General features: G+C 73.4%; 12 protein-coding genes. 5 read left to right on the forward strand and 7 right to left on the reverse strand.

Annotation, left to right across the window (positions count from 1 at the left end; translation table 11 throughout):
* Positions 1–59: 59 nt before the first annotated feature.
* The 3 genes from OG295_RS26980 to OG295_RS26990 all read left to right on the forward strand — a co-directional run bounded on the left by OG295_RS26980 (position 60) and on the right by OG295_RS26990 (position 2,534).
* Positions 60–869, forward strand: a complete 810-nt coding sequence (locus OG295_RS26980) for a DUF1684 domain-containing protein (protein ID WP_371679227.1) — start codon at positions 60–62, stop codon at positions 867–869.
* 175 nt (positions 870–1,044) lie between these two features.
* On the forward strand, positions 1,045–1,914 hold the full coding sequence (locus tag OG295_RS26985) for a S1 family peptidase (protein WP_371679228.1): 870 nt from the start codon (positions 1,045–1,047) through the stop codon (positions 1,912–1,914).
* A 140-nt stretch (positions 1,915–2,054) separates the two neighbouring features.
* Complete coding sequence (locus OG295_RS26990; protein ID WP_371679229.1) at positions 2,055–2,534, forward strand: hypothetical protein; 480 nt, start codon at positions 2,055–2,057, stop codon at positions 2,532–2,534.
* A gap of 19 nt (positions 2,535–2,553) precedes the next feature.
* Here OG295_RS26990 and OG295_RS26995 read toward each other — a convergent pair whose 3' ends face one another.
* The 6 genes from OG295_RS26995 to fxsA all read right to left on the reverse strand — a co-directional run bounded on the left by OG295_RS26995 (position 2,554) and on the right by fxsA (position 12,436).
* Positions 2,554–3,450 carry a DUF4231 domain-containing protein gene (locus tag OG295_RS26995; protein WP_371681322.1) on the reverse strand — a complete coding sequence of 299 codons (897 nt, stop codon included), beginning with the start codon at positions 3,448–3,450 and terminating at the stop codon, positions 2,554–2,556.
* 85 nt (positions 3,451–3,535) lie between these two features.
* Positions 3,536–7,522: an FxSxx-COOH system tetratricopeptide repeat protein gene (fxsT, locus tag OG295_RS27000; protein WP_371679230.1), complete on the reverse strand. Its 3,987-nt coding sequence runs from the start codon at positions 7,520–7,522 to the stop codon at positions 3,536–3,538.
* Positions 7,506–8,954 (reverse strand): TIR-like protein FxsC, encoded by a 1,449-nt coding sequence (locus tag OG295_RS27005; protein WP_371681323.1) that lies wholly within the window; start codon positions 8,952–8,954, stop codon positions 7,506–7,508. The genes fxsT and OG295_RS27005 overlap by 17 nt, the downstream gene beginning before the upstream one ends.
* Positions 8,955–8,997: 43 nt before the next feature.
* Positions 8,998–9,789: an aminoglycoside N(3)-acetyltransferase gene (locus OG295_RS27010; RefSeq protein WP_371679231.1), complete on the reverse strand. Its 792-nt coding sequence runs from the start codon at positions 9,787–9,789 to the stop codon at positions 8,998–9,000.
* A gap of 200 nt (positions 9,790–9,989) precedes the next feature.
* Positions 9,990–12,242: a radical SAM/SPASM protein FxsB, inactivated metallohydrolase extension form gene (gene fxsB, locus OG295_RS27015; protein ID WP_371679232.1), complete on the reverse strand. Its 2,253-nt coding sequence runs from the start codon at positions 12,240–12,242 to the stop codon at positions 9,990–9,992.
* A gap of 29 nt (positions 12,243–12,271) precedes the next feature.
* On the reverse strand, positions 12,272–12,436 hold the full coding sequence (gene fxsA / locus OG295_RS27020; RefSeq protein ID WP_371679233.1) for an FxSxx-COOH cyclophane-containing RiPP peptide: 165 nt from the start codon (positions 12,434–12,436) through the stop codon (positions 12,272–12,274).
* Between the two features lie 267 nt (positions 12,437–12,703).
* On the opposite strand from fxsA, the gene OG295_RS27025 reads away from it, so the two are divergent.
* Positions 12,704–13,267 (forward strand): NADPH-dependent FMN reductase, encoded by a 564-nt coding sequence (locus OG295_RS27025; RefSeq protein ID WP_371679234.1) that lies wholly within the window; start codon positions 12,704–12,706, stop codon positions 13,265–13,267.
* A 73-nt stretch (positions 13,268–13,340) separates the two neighbouring features.
* On the opposite strand, the gene OG295_RS27030 is transcribed toward OG295_RS27025, so the two are convergent.
* The gene (locus tag OG295_RS27030) at positions 13,341–13,688 is read right to left on the reverse strand and encodes a hypothetical protein (RefSeq protein ID WP_371679235.1); all 348 of its coding nucleotides are present in this window, start codon (positions 13,686–13,688) and stop codon (positions 13,341–13,343) included.
* A gap of 381 nt (positions 13,689–14,069) precedes the next feature.
* Here OG295_RS27030 and OG295_RS27035 point away from each other — a divergent pair, with 381 nt between their 5' ends.
* Positions 14,070–16,634 (forward strand): NACHT domain-containing protein, encoded by a 2,565-nt coding sequence (locus OG295_RS27035; RefSeq protein WP_371681324.1) that lies wholly within the window; start codon positions 14,070–14,072, stop codon positions 16,632–16,634.
* The last annotated feature ends 2 nt before the right edge of the window (positions 16,635–16,636 follow it).

Below are 16,636 nucleotides of genomic sequence, written 5' to 3' on the forward strand. Positions count from 1 at the left end.
AGGCCCGGACGGGGTACCGGGGGATTCCCGCACGGGCCCGCGTGGAAGGTTTGTCCGGCATGGATGACGAACGGGAAACCAACGCCTGGCGGGAGTGGCACGAGCATCGCGTGGCCACCGTCTCCGCCCCTTACGGACCCCTCGCGCTGACCGGTACCCGCTGGCTCGGCAACTACCCGGAAGGTCGAATTCCGGCCGTTCCGGGGCAGTGGCGCGCCACCGGGTCCGGGGTCGCGCTGAGCGCCGCCCCCGAGGACGGCCTCGAACTCGACGGCCGCCCCTTCGCCGGGGAGGCCGCCCTCGGCGCCGACGAGGGGCCGCCGGCGCGGGCCCGGCTCGCCTCCGGGCGGCGCCGGTTCGCGGTGATCCTGCGCGAGGGGGAGTGGGCGGTCCGCGTCTTCGACCCCGACTTCCCGGCCCGCAGCGCCTTCCGGGGCATCGAGGCCACCGCGTACGACCCGGCGTACGCCCTGCCGGGCCGCTTCCGCCCGTACCCCGAGCGGCACACCGTCCAGGTGGAGAACGCCGACGGGCGCTCCCGCGGGCTCGGCCTCGGGGGCGAGCTGCTCTTCTCCCACGGAGGACGGGAGCACGCCCTCCAGGTCGCCGTCGACGAGGGGGACGGCAGTCTGTGGGCCGTCTTCGCCGACGCCACGTCGGGCCGCTCCAGCTACCGCTTCCGATTCCTGCGGCCCGGGATCCCGGGGCCGGACGGCGCCGTCACCGTGGACCTCAACCGGGCCCTGCTCCCGCCCTGCGCCTTCGCCGACCACTTCGTCTGCCCCTTCCCGCCACCCGGGAACACGCTGCCCTTCGAGGTCGCCGCGGGGGAGCGGAGGCTGAAAGGAGCCCTTGCCGCCGGTGACTGACGCCAGGACACTCCCGTCAGCGTCATCCGGCGGACTTGTCAGGGGCACGGCGAAAACGTGCGGGGCCACCCGTACGTCCGCCCCCACCCCACCGCCGCTCACGGGCTCCGGCGCCCCCCACCTCTGCCGGGCCCCCGACCCCCTTCCGGGAGGACGTGAAGTGAGGAACAAGAAGATGAGCCGCATCCGCCTGCTCGCCGTCGCCGCCGGCCTGGCCGCCGTCGCCGGACTCGCCACGCCCGCCGTCGCCGGCGCGCACCCCGCCGACGAGGGCTTCAGCGCGGCCCGCCTCGACGCCGCCGGGGCCTCGGTCCTGCGCGCCGACGTCGCGGGCACCGCCTGGCACACCGACCCCGCCACCGGAACCCTCGTGGTCACGGTCGATTCCACGGTCACCAAGGCCGATCTGGCCAGAATCCGCCACGAGGCCGGCCCCGACGCCGGCGCCCTGCGCATCGAACGCACCCCCGGCAAGCTGCGCAAGCTGATCTCCGGCGGCGACGCCATCTACGCGACGAGCTGGCGCTGTTCGCTCGGCTTCAACGTCCGCAGCGGCAGCAACTACTACGTCCTCACCGCCGGACACTGCACCGACGGCGCGGGCACCTGGTGGACCAGTTCCTCCCACACCACCACCATCGGATCCACCGTCGGCTCCAGCTTCCCCACCAATGACTACGGCCTCATCAAGTACGCCAGCAACTCCCCGGTCCCGCCCGGCACCGTAGGCAGCCAGGACATCACCAGCGCCGTCGACGCCACCAACGGCATGTCCGTCACCCGCCGCGGCTCCACCACCGGCGTCCACGGCGGCACCGTGACCGGCCTCAACGCCACCGTCAACTACGGCGGAGGCGACGTCGTCTACGGAATGATCAGGACCAACGTGTGCGCCGAACCCGGCGACAGCGGCGGCCCGCTCTACTCCGGCAGCCGGGCGGTCGGCCTCACCTCCGGCGGCAGCGGCAACTGCTCCTCGGGCGGAACCACCTTCTTCCAGCCCGTCGTCGAAGCGCTGAACGCCTACGGCGTCAGCGTCTACTGACCCGCGGGATCCCCCCCGGTCCACGCGGTCCGGCCGGCCCACGCGCCCCGGTCGGCCCCCTGGACGTCCTCCCTCCTTCTGGGAGGATGTCCAGGGCATCCGGTCCACGGGGAGGCAGGTCTCCGCATGCAGGTTCCCTCATGAAGCGCATCGGCGTGACCGGACACCGGTCGATCCCCGACGAGCTGCTGGGCCACGTCCGCGATGCCCTGCGCACCGTGCTCGGCGGCCACCAGGGCCCGCTGGAGGCCCTCTCCAGCCTCGCCGACGGCGCCGACCAGCTCTTCGCCGACATCGCCCTCGAATGCGGAGCCGACCTCACCGTCGTGATCCCCAGCGGGGACTACGAGGACACCTTCGAGGACCCGGACGCCCTCGCCGGCTACCGCAGGCTCAAGCACCGCGCCACCCAGGAGGTCCGCATGGCCTTCGCCCGCTCCACCGACGAGGCCTACTACGCGGCGGGCACCTACATCGCCGACGCCTGCGACCGGCTCGTCGCCGTCTGGGACGGCCTCCCCGCACGCGGGCACGGCGGCACGGCCGAGATCGTCTCCTACGCCCGGGCCCTCGGAAAACCCGTCACCGTCATCTGGCGCGCGGGCGTGACCCGGGACTGAGCCACGCCCCGCCCGCCCCTCAACTGCTGTGCCGGGCCAGCCAGTCCGTGTGCTGCGGAGAGACGTACCGCTCCGTCTCGTACACCGACGACGGCCACTGCGACTCCGTGATCGTCGTCTGCATCACGACCATCATCGCCGCCAGGTCCTGCTCGATCAGCGTGTGCGCCTCGATCAGCGGATGGTGGCGCCGCACCTCGTTCCAGGCGATCGCCGCCGCCGCGGCCGCGCTCAGCAGCCCCGCCGGCACCGGACCCGAGCCCGGACCGAACGCCCCGGCCAGCGCGAACAGCAGGGCCAGACAGGTCAGCAGCACGATCGTCCACGACCACAGCGCCGTCGCCCGCCGCGACCCCTCCGTCTTGCGCCGGTACCAGTTGCGCTGCTCGATCAGCCGGTCCCGCACGTACGTCTCCCGGCGCACCGCGTACTCCATCCCGCGCAGCCGGTTCATCGCCCCGGTGACCTCCCCGCCCTCCGGCACCAGGCCCGCCGTCCGCGGATCCTCCCAGCCCATCTTGCGGAGCTCGTCCAGCCCCTTCTCCAGCCGCGCCCGGTACGCCCCCTCCGCCCCGGCCACCTCGCTGCCGAAGGGCGCCCCGTGCACGGCGTAGCGCCACGCCAGGGACTTGATGAACTCCGCCGCGCTGCGGTTGAGCTGCCACTGCGGACGGGCCCGCCGCCGGGTCGCCCGTACGCCCACGGCCAGCACCCCCGCGTACGCCAGCGCGCTGAGCGCCCCGAACACGTGCAGCGAGCCCACGGCGGGACCGGACGGCAGGGCGGCGGCACCGGCGGCCGCGACCAGCAGCAGCAGTTGCGCGCGGGTCGCCTGGGTGGACTCCCGCTGCCGCGAGACCGCCGCCTGGTCGGTGTGGTGGAAGAGGGCCGGCAGGTCCTCGTTGCGAAAGGTCATGCTGTCGGTCACAGCGCCCCCCTGATGTCGGGTGGCGGGCGGCCGGGACCCCGCGTCCGCGGGGCCCCCGCCGCCCTCCGTCGGATCACACCGCGAGCGGCTCCAGGTCCCGGTGGACCCGCCGCTCGTCCCGGGCGTACCGGGTCAGACCGTGGTCCTCCCCGAGGAGGCGCGTCAGCTCCGCCACCGCCTCCGCCCGCACCCGGGCCGCCTCCTCCTTGCGGCCCATCATGTCCAGGCTGACCGCCATGTTCGACGCGCTCGCCAGGGTCTCCGGGTGGTGTGCCCCCAGGGCCTCGCGCAGCCGCATCACCGCGATCCGCTCCAGCTCCAGCGCACCCTCCGGGTCACCCAGGTCGGCCCGCGCGTTCGCCAGGTTCAGGTGCGCGAACACCGTGTGCGGGTGGTTGTCGCCCAGCACCTCGCGCATGCTGCGGATCGTCTGGCGCAGCATCGGCTCCGCCGTCTCCGCCGCCCCCGTGCCCCAGTGGAAGACCGCCAGGTTGTTGAGCGCGGCCAGGGTGTACGGGTGCTTCTCGCCCGGCACCTTCATGTACTCGTCCACCACCTCCTGCGCCAGGTCCCGCGCCGCGCCCGGGTCGCCCGTCGCGAACAGGTCCGAGGCCAGGTTCAGCTCACAGGCCAGCAGGTCCGGATTGACCGAGGTGTACTTGGCCCGGTACCGGTTGCGCGTGGCCGTCGTCAGCCGCAGCGCGTCCTCCAGCTCGCCCGCCCGCCGCAGCGACACCGCCAGGTTCTTCGCCGCCGACAGCGTGCCGGGGAACGCCCGCCCCAGCGTCCGCTTGTAGATGTCGTACGTCCGGCTCAGCAGCTGCACCGAATCGTCGTAGCGGCCCACCTCGCGCAGGTCCCGGGCCAGGTTCTGCGCCGAGGACAGGGTGTACGGGTGGTCCGGGCCCAGCACCTCGGTGCGCCGGTCGAAGACCTCCTGGTCGATCTCCCTGGCCCGCGCGTACTGCCCCACCATCCGCAGGTTCAGCGCCAGGTTGTTCGCGGCGGCCAGGGTGCGCGGGTGCGCCTCGTGGAAGATCTGCCCGAAGCCCTCGTGCGCCGCCGTCGCCAGCTCCATCGCCTCCCCGTACCGGCCCAGCGCGCCCAGGTCCATCGCCAGGCCGCTCGTGGTCATGTACGTGTGCGGGTGCGAGGGACCCAGCGCGGTGCGCTGCCGCTCCAGCGTGACCTCGTCCAGCTCCTTCGCCTCCACGAACCGGCCCTGCGACCGCAGGATGTTGGAGAGGTGGAAACGCAGGTACAGGTACTGGAGGTCGTCGCTGCCGAGCATCTCCCGCCACGACTCGCGCAGTTCCTCGCCCAGCGCGTACGCGGCCTTGAAGTCACCGCGCTTCCACAGGTAGCGCACCCGGTCGATCAGCAGCCGCCGGGTCTCCGGCTCCTTGCAGAACCGCGCCTCGGACGGGCTCAGGTGCGGCCAGATCGTGTTGAACCGCGGCCAGGTAGCCGGGTTGTCTATCGGCTCGTCGTCATCGGGCCGCGCACCCGCCAGGATCCGGTGCACCGCGTGCCGGGCCTCGCGCTGCTCCTCCTCCGACAGCTGCGCCCGGATCACCGCCTGCACCAGCCGGTGCACCTGGATGCTGTTGCTGACCTGGTCGACCTTGGCCATCGCGAACCGGCCGATCTCCCGGATCACCCGGCCCAGCACCAGCTTCTCCTGGAGCGAGGAGTCGTACGGCTTGAGCGCGTCGATCATCTCCTTGCTGTACAGGAGGTTCGCCGAGATCGGCTCCGGCGCGAAGAAGGCGCACAGCTGCAGCAGCCGCACGGCGGCGGGGGAGCGGGACTGCAGCCGCTCGATCGACACGTTCCAGGTGGCCGCCACCGGCTCCGGGTACCCGGGCGGCTGGTTCAGGCCCAGCACCCGCGCGGCCTGCTGCGCCAGCTGCTCCAGGTACTCGGACACCGGCGTCGCCGTCTCCGCGATCCACGCGCCCGCCTGCTCGACGGCCAGGGGCAGGTCGCCCACCGCGACGGCCACCTGCTCGGCGTCGTCCTTGGTCAGCCCCGGCGCCCGGCGCTGGAGGTGCTCGATGGACTCCTCGCGCAGGAACACGTCCACCGGCAGCGCGTCCCCGTACTGCGACCAGGACTGGTTGCGCGAGGTGACCAGCACGTGCCCGGGGCCGCCCGGCGGGAAGAACCGCTTGAGCGTCTCGGGATCGTCGGCGTTGTCGAAGACCAGCAGCCACCGCGAGGACGGCACCCCGCGCCGCAGCAGGTCGATCGCCTCCTGGGAGGCGGCCGACATGTCCTCGCCGGTCTGCGCGCCCAGGCGTACGGCCAGCTCCGCGAGGGCCGCCACCACGTCGTCGGTCTGCTCGGAGGATATCCACCAGACCAGGTCGTAGTCGGCCATGAACCGGTGCACGTACTCCAGCGCCACCTGCGTCTTGCCGACGCCGCCGAGCCCGTACAGGGTCTGCGGCTGCGGCAGCACCACGGCCATGCCGCCGCCGAGCTGGTCGCGCATCCGCTCCAGGACGATGCTGCGCCCGGTGAAGCCGGGGTTGCGGGGCGGGGCGTTCCAGATCTTCGGGACCGTCCCCGGGAAGCGGGGGCCGGGCTGGGAGGCGCTCGCGACGCTCTCCGGCAGCGCCATGGGGCGTTCCACGGCCCGCAGCAGGGCGGTGGTCGCGTGCACCTCGTCGAGGCGGAAGAGGTCCACCGGATTGCGGTCGATGTAGGGCGTCGCCAGGCGTACGTCGCCCACCCGCAGCGGCACCAGCTGGCGGCGGCCCCCGGTCGGGTCCTCGGCGGCGGCCCGGTTCCACACGTCCACGGCCCGCGCCGACTTCAGGTAGGCGCTGGAGAGCAGCACCACGGTCCGGGCCGCGGTGTCGACGCTGATGCCCGCGCCCAGGGTGTCGCCGGGCGCACCCGCGGCGGCCGCGTCGGGCACCCGCTCGGCGGACACGTCCCGGGGGACGACCCGGAAGCCGGCCCGGGTCAGGACCGACTCGATCCAGTCGGCCCACATTCGGTTCTCGGCGACGTAGGAGAGGAACAGGTCGGCGGGCAGTGCCGGGCGGCGGCGGGTGAAGGCGTCCCGGATCCGCAGCCGGACCTCCTCGCCGATGGCCGGCATGGAGGTGACCTCGCCCCCGGTGACCACCGTGGTGAGCCGTTCGAAGGCGGAGAGCAGGGAGTTGGTGAGCCCGGCCTCGTCGCCGAAGGTGGCCAGGGTCTCCTCGTAGGCGTAGTAGGGCCGGTAGGGGATCTCCACCGCGCCCCAGTAGGAGGTGAGTTCGTCCCCGACCAGGCCGTTCGGGAAGCGGTCGAACTTGATCCGGGCCAGGGCGCGGCCCGCGTCGGCCTTCTCCTTCTCGCCCTCGTCGATCCGCATCGGGACCGGGTAGATCTTGATGCCGCGGTCGTTGAACCGCTCGTCGATCTGCCGGGCGACGGAGGCGGCGCCGTCGATGGACTGGTCGGAGAGGGTGAAGCAGTCGACCAGGACGTCGGGCAGGTGGACGGTGCAGATGTCGGCGATGTCGGACAGCCCGGTGCGGCTGTCGATCAGGACGTAGTCGTAGTTCTTCTTCATGTCGGCCCGCAGCGCGTCGAAGAAGAGGCCGCCGCCGAGCCGGTCGTAGAAGTTGTCCCAGTCGAAGGTGGAGACGGTCGCCGAGTACTCGCGGTTCTGCCTGCCCGCCGAGACGAAGTCCAGGGTGCCGCCGTCGGGGAACTCCCAGCCCAGGTTCTCGGGGGTGAGGGAGACGGCGTGCGGCTGGATCCGGGCGTAGTCCCTGTGCCAGTCGTCGGCGCGCTGCACGGGGCTGGTGGCCGCCCAGGCGTACTCGCTGATCAGGTCGATGACCCCGGTGGTGGCCCCGAGCGTGGAGGGATCGAGGAAGGGGTGGAAGAACCGGTGCAGGCCCGGGGCCTCCAGGTCCCAGTCCACGGCGAGGACCCGCTTGCCGTTGGCGGCGAGGATCCACGCGGTGTTGGCCAGAGCCATCGTGCGGCCGGTTCCGCCCTTGTAGGAATAGAAGGTGACGATGCGTCCGTCTCGGCTGTCACGACTGGCTGTCATCCGCGTCCCCCCGGTCGGTGTCGGTGCTGTCGTTGTCTGCGTCGGACCCGTCCGCCCCGGCGGGTCCGTCCGCCCCGTCGGGCCCGCGTTGCACGGTGGGCGGGAAGGGCGCCGGAGGCGGTACGGGCGGTCCGCCCATGCCCATCGGCCCCAGCAGGCGGGGGCGTTCGGTGTGGGTGTTCCCGGCCGGCAGGTACACCTGGGCGTGTCTGAGGAACTGCTGGGCGGCGGCTTCGACCACCTGCGGCAGGATCTGCCCGAGGGTCTCCATGTTGGCCACGCCGTTCGCGGCGGCCCGGCAGGCGGCCCGGCCCTGGCCCATCTTGACGGGCAGGGTCTCCTCCAGCCGCCGTGCCAGCTCGGTCTCCTTCGCGCGGCTCTGGTGGTCGTACCGGTTCCACGGCACGACCACGTTGATCCACGGCCGGTGCTCCTGGTCGAAGGCGGCGAGCCGCTGGCGCCGGTGCTCGTCCTCCACCGCCCAGCGGTCGACGATCAGGATCTCCGGCCGGGTGGGCGGCTGCTTGCTGTCGAAGTGTCCGGCCTCGTCGTCGAAGGAGGACATCGTGGTCTGGTAGTTGAGGTTCTTGACGAGGTCCTCGGCCACGTACGCGATCGGCATCCGGGCCACCGGGTGGTACGGGTTCCACTCCAGGGCGCTCTCCCCGTAGTACTCGGGGCTGCGCCCCGCCGGCAGGTCGTGCCGGGAGGCGGCGGCGACGGTCACGTGCAGGGTGCGGGCGGGGCCGCCGCCCGGGCCGGCGGCGTGCCGCCCCCCGGCGGGTCCGAAGGCGCTGGGCACCAGCCGGTAGTCGAGCGGGCGGACGGGGTCGAGGCGGACGGTCTCGGCGACCCGCACGATCCGCCGGGCCAGCTCGTAGACGGCCTGCTCGTACTGCTCGGCGTACCCGCGGAGTTTGATCAGCCCGTACAGCCCGTCGGTGACGTAGCGTTCGCCGAAGGTGTTGTGGTTGAACTGCAGCCGTTCGGCCGGGCCCGGGAGCTGTGAGGGGGGGACGGGAACCCACAGGGCGGGGACGATGGCCTCGGCCCGCTGGTTGCTGAGCGCGCCGTGCTGGATGGCGCGCTGCGCGAAGGCGAACCACTCCTTCCCGCACATCTCACTGGCGAAGTACCGCGGCGAGAACAGGGGAACGAAGACCCGGCAGGTGGCGAGTGCCGCCCCGAGCCGCTCCGACCAGCCCTCGCCGCTGCGTATCTCCCGGTCCATGAAGCCGGCCTCGGATCCCGCGGGCAGATCGGTCAGCGCCATGATGTGGTTGCAGAGGTCACGGAACAGGCGCTCCACCCACATGTCGGGATCGGGTCCTCCCGGCCCGAACCTCGGTGTATGCGCATAACTGAGAAAAAAGTACGGCTGCACTGATGCGGGCACACGACCCCCGTCCCGAAGATGCGAGCGAAGAAACATCATTCCGGAGCTGCTTCGCCACATCCCCTCATCGTTCAGTCAATCAGCGTCTGTTTTCGGTCATCCAGTCCAGGGCGTGATCGACGGCCTCCGGAATCGAGAAGAGCGCGGCGGGTGCCCCTCCCACCCGGCCGCGGCGCACCCGGGAATCGGGGAATGCCCCGCCGATCTCCGCGAAATCACCGTCGTCCAGCCTGACGTCCTCGTACGAGGTCCACGCCCCCTCACGTCCTCCCCCGTGCGGACCCCCCGGCAGGTTCACCTTCACCACACAGTCGTACATGCGCAAGGGGGGCTTCGGAATTCGATACTCCGCGAGATGGAAAGCGGTACAGGCGGAAAATCCCACATTGATCATGAGTACCTGCCCTCCCTCCCAGCACAGCTTTCCCAGGGGGGAGTCCTCGCCCAGATGGCTTTCCAGCCGGTGTTCCGCACAGAGCCGGTGCGCGTCGGCCCCGAGCGCCGCGAAGGAGGTCTGCGGATGGGCGCTGCGGGCGGCCCCCGGGGTGGTGCGGACCGTCTCGGCCAGGACGCCCACGCCCTCGCTGGGCGTGCGCTCCGGATCGAAGGCGGGCATGCGGGAGCGGAACTCCTTCACCTCCCGCTCGCCCAGGCCCGCGATCCGGGCCAGGTGGGAGGTGGAGGTGAGGGAGTTCGAGGCGGTGAAGGCGGGGACCACCAGGGTGCCGCCGGGGCCGAGCACCCCCCGCAGGGCGTCCCGCAGGGCCTCGGCGCGCAGACCGGTCCCGCGCAGGGCGGCGTGCACCAGCAGCCGCTGACGGGGGCGCACCCCGAGGAGGCGGAGCTGCACGGCCAGTGCGAGGGCCCCCACGGGCGGGGCCGCCGGTAACGACCGCTCGGGCGGGGGCGGTCCGGACGGGGGCGGTCCGGGCGGTCCGCTCCGGCCGGACGGGCCGTGGGTCGGGCCGGGCGGTCCGTCGGTCCGGCGGGGCGGTCCGTCGGTCCGGCGGGGCGGTCCGTCGGTCCGGCCGGGCGGTCCGTCGGTCCGGCGGGGGCCGGGGCCGGGGGCCGTCACGCGTCCACCGCCTTCAGCTCCCAGCGCAGCTCCTCCACGAGCCGCTTGCCGGTCACCGTCAGCTCGGCCGCCCCCGACAGCCGGTCGAGGGCCCGGTGGATGCGGTCCGCCCCGTCGGGCTCGTGCGTGGTGGTGGCCCGCCGGTACGCCTCCACCGCGACCCGCTCGTGCACGTCGGCCAGCAGCCGCGACACGGGGACCGGGCGGGTCCGCCACGGCGACGGGTGCTGCCAGGCCCCGTCCAGCGCGTACAGGTCGGCCACCTCCGTCAGCGCCCGCAACCGGGCCCGTCGCCGCCCGGTCAGCAGGGCCATCGCGGTCTCCCGCACCCCGGCGCCGTACGGCACCCCGAGCGCGCCCGGCCCGTGCCGACCGGCCTCGCCCCAGCCACCGGCCCGCGGGCCGCCCGCCAGCGGGGTCAGGGTGCTCAGCCCCACCGCCGCCGCGCGGGCGAACACGGGGACGGTGCGGTGCAGGAGCGCCCAGGCCGCGTCGAGCCGGCCGCCCCACTCCCGCGCCTCGCCGGCGCCGAGCCGCAGCCGCGGCGGCCGGGCGAAGCAGTTGCGGTACGGGTCCAGGTCCTCCAGGGCCACCGGGTCGGCCCCGGGCCCCGGCGACCAGGTCCGTACGGGCAGCCAGCGCGCGTCCCCCGCCTCCGGGCCGAAGCGGTGCTCGGTGCGCCCGTCCCGTACGGCGTACCCCTCGCCGGTGTGGTGCAGTGAGGCCCGCCCGTCCGTGCCGGGCTCCCCGAGCCGCAGCAGGCCCAGCGTCGGCAGGTACACCTCGCCGTCCCGGTAGGTCACCTCCGCCGGCAGCTCCAGCCCGCCCCGCAGCACCGCCGCGGCGGCCAGCGCGGCCAGCCGGCGGGCCGCGCCGGGCCCGTCCGCCCGCCCCTCCCGGAGGGCCTCCAGGGCCTCCAGCACCCAGGTCCGGGTGAACGGGTGGTCCAGTACGGCGTCCAGCGCGTCCGCGCCCGGCCGCCCGGCCGCCTCCACCGCGGCCAGCAGCTCCCAGGCCCGCGCCCGGTCGGGGTCCGGCGCGAGGTCGGCGTGCAGCCGGGCCAGCAGGACCCGGGTCAGCTCCTCCTGCGACCGGGCGAGCGCGCCCGCGTCGGCCAGCTCCGGGGCCGTCTCCCGGGCGGCGGTGCGGCCCTCCACGCCGTCCACCAGCTCGCGCAGGTCGGAGCAGTACACGGAGGGGTTGTCGAAGCCGCCCGGCTCCGCGTAGCGGTGGGTGTAGAGCCCGCCGCCGCACGAACGTACGACGGGGCAGCGCCGGCACGTACCGCTGACGCCCGCCAGGCCCAGTTGCCGGGCCCGTACCCCGGGATGGGCCGCGACCAGGTCGAAGGGGTGGTCGAAGACGTTGAAGCCGGTGGCGGCGGCTCCCTCGAAGGCGGTCTTGAGGGAGTCGACCTGCTCCAGGGACCCGTCGGTCTCGACGACCACGAGGTCGGTCGGGGCCAGCCCCAGGGACTCCGTCAGGCTGGGACCGCCGCGCAGGGTGGACAGCAGGGACTCGAAGAGCCGTACGGGCACCGGCCGGTCCAGCCGGTCCCAGCGGTCGAAGACCCGCAGCAGCCAGCGCGCGTACGCGTCGGGCGCGCCGTCGGGCCGGACCGGCGGGGTCTGCCAGGTGGCGTGCGGGAGCAGGAAGTCGATCCGGGGCGGCTCCAGTTCGACCAGGGCGTCCAGGACGGCGCCGGGGTCGTTGGCCACGTCCACCGTGCACAGGATGCCCTGGTAGAGGTGGCGGTAGGGCGCGGAGCGGAGCAGGTCGACCGCGGCCAGCACCAGGGGGTGGCTCGTACGGCCGTCCGCGAAGCGGCGGTGGCGGTCGTTGGCCGCGCGGTCCCCGTCGAGGGAGATGCCCACCCGGACGCCGTACTCGGCGAAGAGGTCCAGGTACCGGGGGCTCAGCTGGAGGCCGTTGGTGTGGATCCGCAGATCGAGGGCGGCCGTACCGGCGAGCGCACGGGTGAACTCCTCGCACACGAGCCGTAGTCGGCCGGGACCCGCCAACAGGGGTTCCCCTCCGTGGAGGATCACCGTGACGGAGGGGAGTTCATGGTCACGGGCATGTTCGGCGAGCCGCGACGCGGTCTGGGAAACGACCCCGGGGGAGATCACTTTCGGCCGGGCTCGCCAGCTCTGATCTGCGTGTTCGTAGACATAGCAATGATCACAAGCGAGATCGCATCTGCTGTGAACCTTCAGGACGATCTCGCGGAATGCGATCAGGCCGGTCATTCCACCAGTCTAGAGCGCGGACTTCTCCGTCAGAGCGCAGAGTTGAAGATCGGTGTCTGAACGTGACGGCCGGATTCCGAGGGGAGGACCCGGCCGACCGCCGCGGCGGCGGAAGCGCTGCGCGCGTCGATCCGCGTGAGCGGGACCCGGCGGTCCTTGTCCGTGCTGGTCGGGGGGGTTGCGGAAGTGTTCACGACACCGTCCTCGGGGAGGCCATCTGAAATGGGGGGAAATGACACCAGTGCGTCACTGCTGTCAAGCGTGGACTTTACTCGCCCACACCCCATTGGCAACCGAGACATGACGCCTGGTCAAGCGTTCTATAGAAAGCGTGGCGCAATTCTCAAGAGGGCGCATTCGGCCGTTCGCCGGAATGCAAGATCCAATTTTCGGGCGGGGGCGTCCGGGGGCCGCCGGGGGCGCCCGGGGTCCGCGTCACCGCAGGTCGGTAGGTTGGGCGGATGCCCACACCCCCCGTGATCCTGCTGCTGTCCGGAAGTCTGCGCGCCGGGTCCTCCAACGACCGTGTGCTGCGCACCGCCCGCGAGGTGGCCGCGCTGGCCCCGGAGCCGATGGAGGCGGTCCTCTACGAAGGCCTCGGCGGGCTCCCGCACTTCAACCCCGACGACGACCACGACCCGCTGCCCGCCCCGGTGGCCGCACTGCGCGCCGCGATCGCCGGGGCGGCGGCGCTGCTGATCTGCGCCCCGGAGTACGCGGGCACCCTGCCCGGCTCCTTCAAGAACCTGCTGGACTGGACGGTCGGCGGCACCGAGATCTGCGACAAGCCCGTCGCCTGGGTGAACGCGGCGGCGCCCGGCCGGGGCGAGGGAGCGGCGGCCACCCTCCGGACGGTGCTCGGCTACACCGGCGCCGCCGTCGTGGACGAGGCCTGCGTCCGCGTCCCCGTCGGCGGTGGGGAGCCCGCCGCCGACGGCCTCCTGACGGACCCGGCGGCCCGGGAACGCCTCGCCGGGGTCCTCGCCCTGCTGGCCGCGGCCGCACGGGAGGCGGGCGACGCCTGAGGGCGGTCCGGGGACGGCGCCGCGCCCGCCCCCAGCGCCCCCGGCGCCCCCGCCGCGCCCCGACGGGGCCCGGCTAGGCCGCACCGGCGCCCGTCCCCGTACCGGATTCCGTACCCGTACCCGCACCCGTACCCGTACCGGCGGCCGTAGCCGTGCCCGTACCGGCGGCCGGGTCGGACCGGTCCCGCCTGACCTCCCGCAGGTACGCCAGCGCCTGCCGGCGGGACACCTCGCCCAGGAGCCGGTGTTCGTGGAGGCCCCGGCGGGCCTCGTTGCGGGCGTTGACGAGGGCCTCGGCCCGCAGGACCAGCAGGCCGGCGAACGCCGTCGCCGCGGCCGCCCACCAGGGGGCCCCGTCCAGTGCCACCGGGCCGGCCGCCAACAGGCCGCCGAGGGGGGCGAGAAGGCGTGTGACGGTCATGTGCGTGCTCCTCGAACGAACGGACGACGGATGGTGGCGGGGCGCGCGCCGGGGTCCGACGGATCCGTCAAGAAATCCTCCGGACCTGACGGTTGGCCGTACAAGCGACGTTCCGATGGCCAATATGAGTGCTCCGGGGCGGACTTGGCGCCCCGGAACAGGCCGCGCAGGCTCCGGCCGACGCGTCCCACCGACCACCGTTCTATGCCCGCCGCACCCCCGCTGACCAGGGACGTCCGGCACCTGTGAACGAGTGAACGCCAATGAACGGCTCGTGAACGAGGAGAGCTGATGGCAGCATCTGCCGGCTTTCGGCCACGGGGGCCCCAGCGCCCCGATCCGGCGGCGGCCCCACCGGAGATTCGGCCCTGGGTGACGCTCATGCGCCGGGTCCACGACGAGCTCTACGAAGGGCTGGACCCGGCCGAACGCCCCACCGTCACCGCACTGGCCGAGGCCGCCCACTGCAGCCGGTCCTACGTCTCGGAGTCCTTCTCGGGCAAGAGACCCCCCTCGCTGTCCCTGTTCCTGTCCATGGTGACGGCGCTGAGCGGGGACCCCGCCGAGTGGGAGCCGCGGTGGCACCGGGCCGTCGCCGAGCGGGAGTCGGCCGTGGAGGCGGGCGCCGGATCGGCCGTCGAGGAGGACGAGCCCCTTCCGCCGCTGCCCGGGGTCGGGGACGCCGACGCGGACGGGACCGCGGGGCCCGCCGAGGCCGCCCCGCCGTCCGCTCCCGGTCCCGCCCCGGACGTCCGCCGCTACCCCGTCCGCAGGCTGCTGCGGAACGCCGTCGCCTGGGTGGTCATGGCGTTCACCTGGCCGGCGCGGACCCGCCGGGACAGACAGGCGGGACGCCTGCGCCGCAAGCTGGTCAAGCAGGTCAGGGACAGGACCGCCGACGAACTCGCGCGGGCCGAGGCCCACCACTACCTCCAGCCGCGGTTCGCGGTCCTGACCGCGCGCCGGGAGGAGTACGCCGGGCGCGGCCGCCGCGACAGGAGGGCCCGCAGGAGCGAACCCGTACCGGTGCCGACCCGCGTGACGAGCATCCGCGCGCTCTACGAGGAAACCGACGACCTGGTCGTGCTGGGCAAGCCGGGCATGGGCAAGACCACCCAACTCGCCCGGCTCGCACACCGCCTGGCCGTCGAGGAGCTGGAGGGCGGCGCGGACGGAGAGCCCCTGCGGGTCCCGGTCTACCTGCGCCTGGACACCTACCGGGGCGAACCCCTGGAGGAGTGGCTGGCCGAGGCGATCGTCCGTCAGTACGGCGACGTGTCCCGCCTGCTGGTGCGGACCTGGCTGAGCGAACACCGGCTGCTCCCGGTGCTGGACGGCCTGGACGAGGTGCCGGAGGGGGACCGGTCCAAGTGCGTCGCGGAACTGCGGCGCCTGCGCCGCGTCTGCCCGGGGATGGCCGTCGGCTGCCGGACGGACGAGGCCGACCTGCGCCGTCTCGCCTTCGCCCTCCGCTCCCGGCACTACGTCGAGATCCAGCCCCCGGGCCGGCAGGACGTCCAGGACTTCCTCGCCGCCGACCGGGAGGCCCTCGCGGACGTGCACGCCGCGCTGGAGGAGGACGCGGACCTCTGGCCGCTGCTCCAGTCGCCGATGATGCTCGGCTTCATCCGCGTCACGTACCGCAACAGGCCCGCCACCGACCTGCGCCGGCCCGGCAGCCTCGCCGAACGGCGCGGCCGGATCTTCGACGCCTACGTGGGGGAGTGCCTGCGGCGCGAGCGCCCGCGGCCGGACGGGGCCCCCGAGCGGACCCTGACCTGGCTGACCTGGCTGGCCCGGACCCTGACCGAGCGCGGTGAGCACGTGCTCTACCTGGACCGCCTCGACCTCGGCTGGCTGTCGCGCACGGAGCAGATGCTCCCGCGGATCGTCCCGAACCTGGTCATGTCGGTCTGCGCGCTCGGGCTGCCCGTCCTGTGGGTGGCGGCGGCGGTGCGCGCCGGGGTGGTGCACACCAGTGTCTCCGGCGCGGCGGCCCTCGCCGCCACCATGGCGGTCACCTGCGCCGTGACGGCGTACAAGTCGGAGAAGCGGTTCGCGGAGGCCGGCGAGGACGGCGGCGACCGGAAGCGGGGGGCCATCGCGGGCCCCGTCGCGGCCACCGGGCCCCTGATGGTCGTCATGGTGTACTGGCTGGTCTACGTGGCGCACGTCGACCTGATGGCACCGGGAGCCGTGGTGGTGGCCCTCGCCTACATGTGGGTCGCCGCGACCCAGATGGAGGCCTCCTTCACCGATGTCTTCGATCCGGTGGAGCAGATGCGGTGGACCTGGCGGCGGGGTGATCGGATGATCTATTCGAAGACCAAGTTCCACATCGTGCGCGGTGCGTTGTCGCTGTTCATGTGGCTCGCCATCGAGTTCCTCCTCGGTTACGTCGTCCACCTGCTCTGCCCGGAGCCCTCGTGGATCGGCCCGGCCGCGGCCGCGCTGCTGGGCCTCGTCTACATCGTCGGCAACCAGTTCGAGCCCTCGCTCCAGGACCGCCGGCCGCGCCCCAACGAGGGGGTGCGCCGCACGGTGCGCTTCTCCCTGGTCCACGGGTTCGCCGGGCTGGCCGTGGGGGCACTCGGCCTGATCGCGCTGATCGGCCTGGCGGTGCCCGGTCACGACCTGCGGCGGGCCGGCTTCGTGGCCGCCCTGCTGGGTCTCCTGTTCGCCGTGGTGCGGGGCTTCCGGTTCGGGGGCCTGGCGGTCCTGCGGCACTGGACGATCCGGGCGGTCCTGGCGTACCGGGGGCACACCCCTTACCGGTACCGGCGGTTCCTGCACACCGCGGAGGAGCGGGTGCTGCTCTTCCGTACGGACAGCGGGTTCTTCTTCCCGCACCGCCTGCTGCAACTGCACCTGGACACGCCGGTGGAGCGGCTGCTGCCCCGCGTCACGCCCGGCCCGGCGGTTCCCGCCGCACGGAGCCGGACGTAACG

Source organism: Streptomyces sp. NBC_01276 (genome assembly GCF_041435355.1).
Classification (GTDB): Bacteria; Actinomycetota; Actinomycetes; order Streptomycetales; family Streptomycetaceae; genus Streptomyces.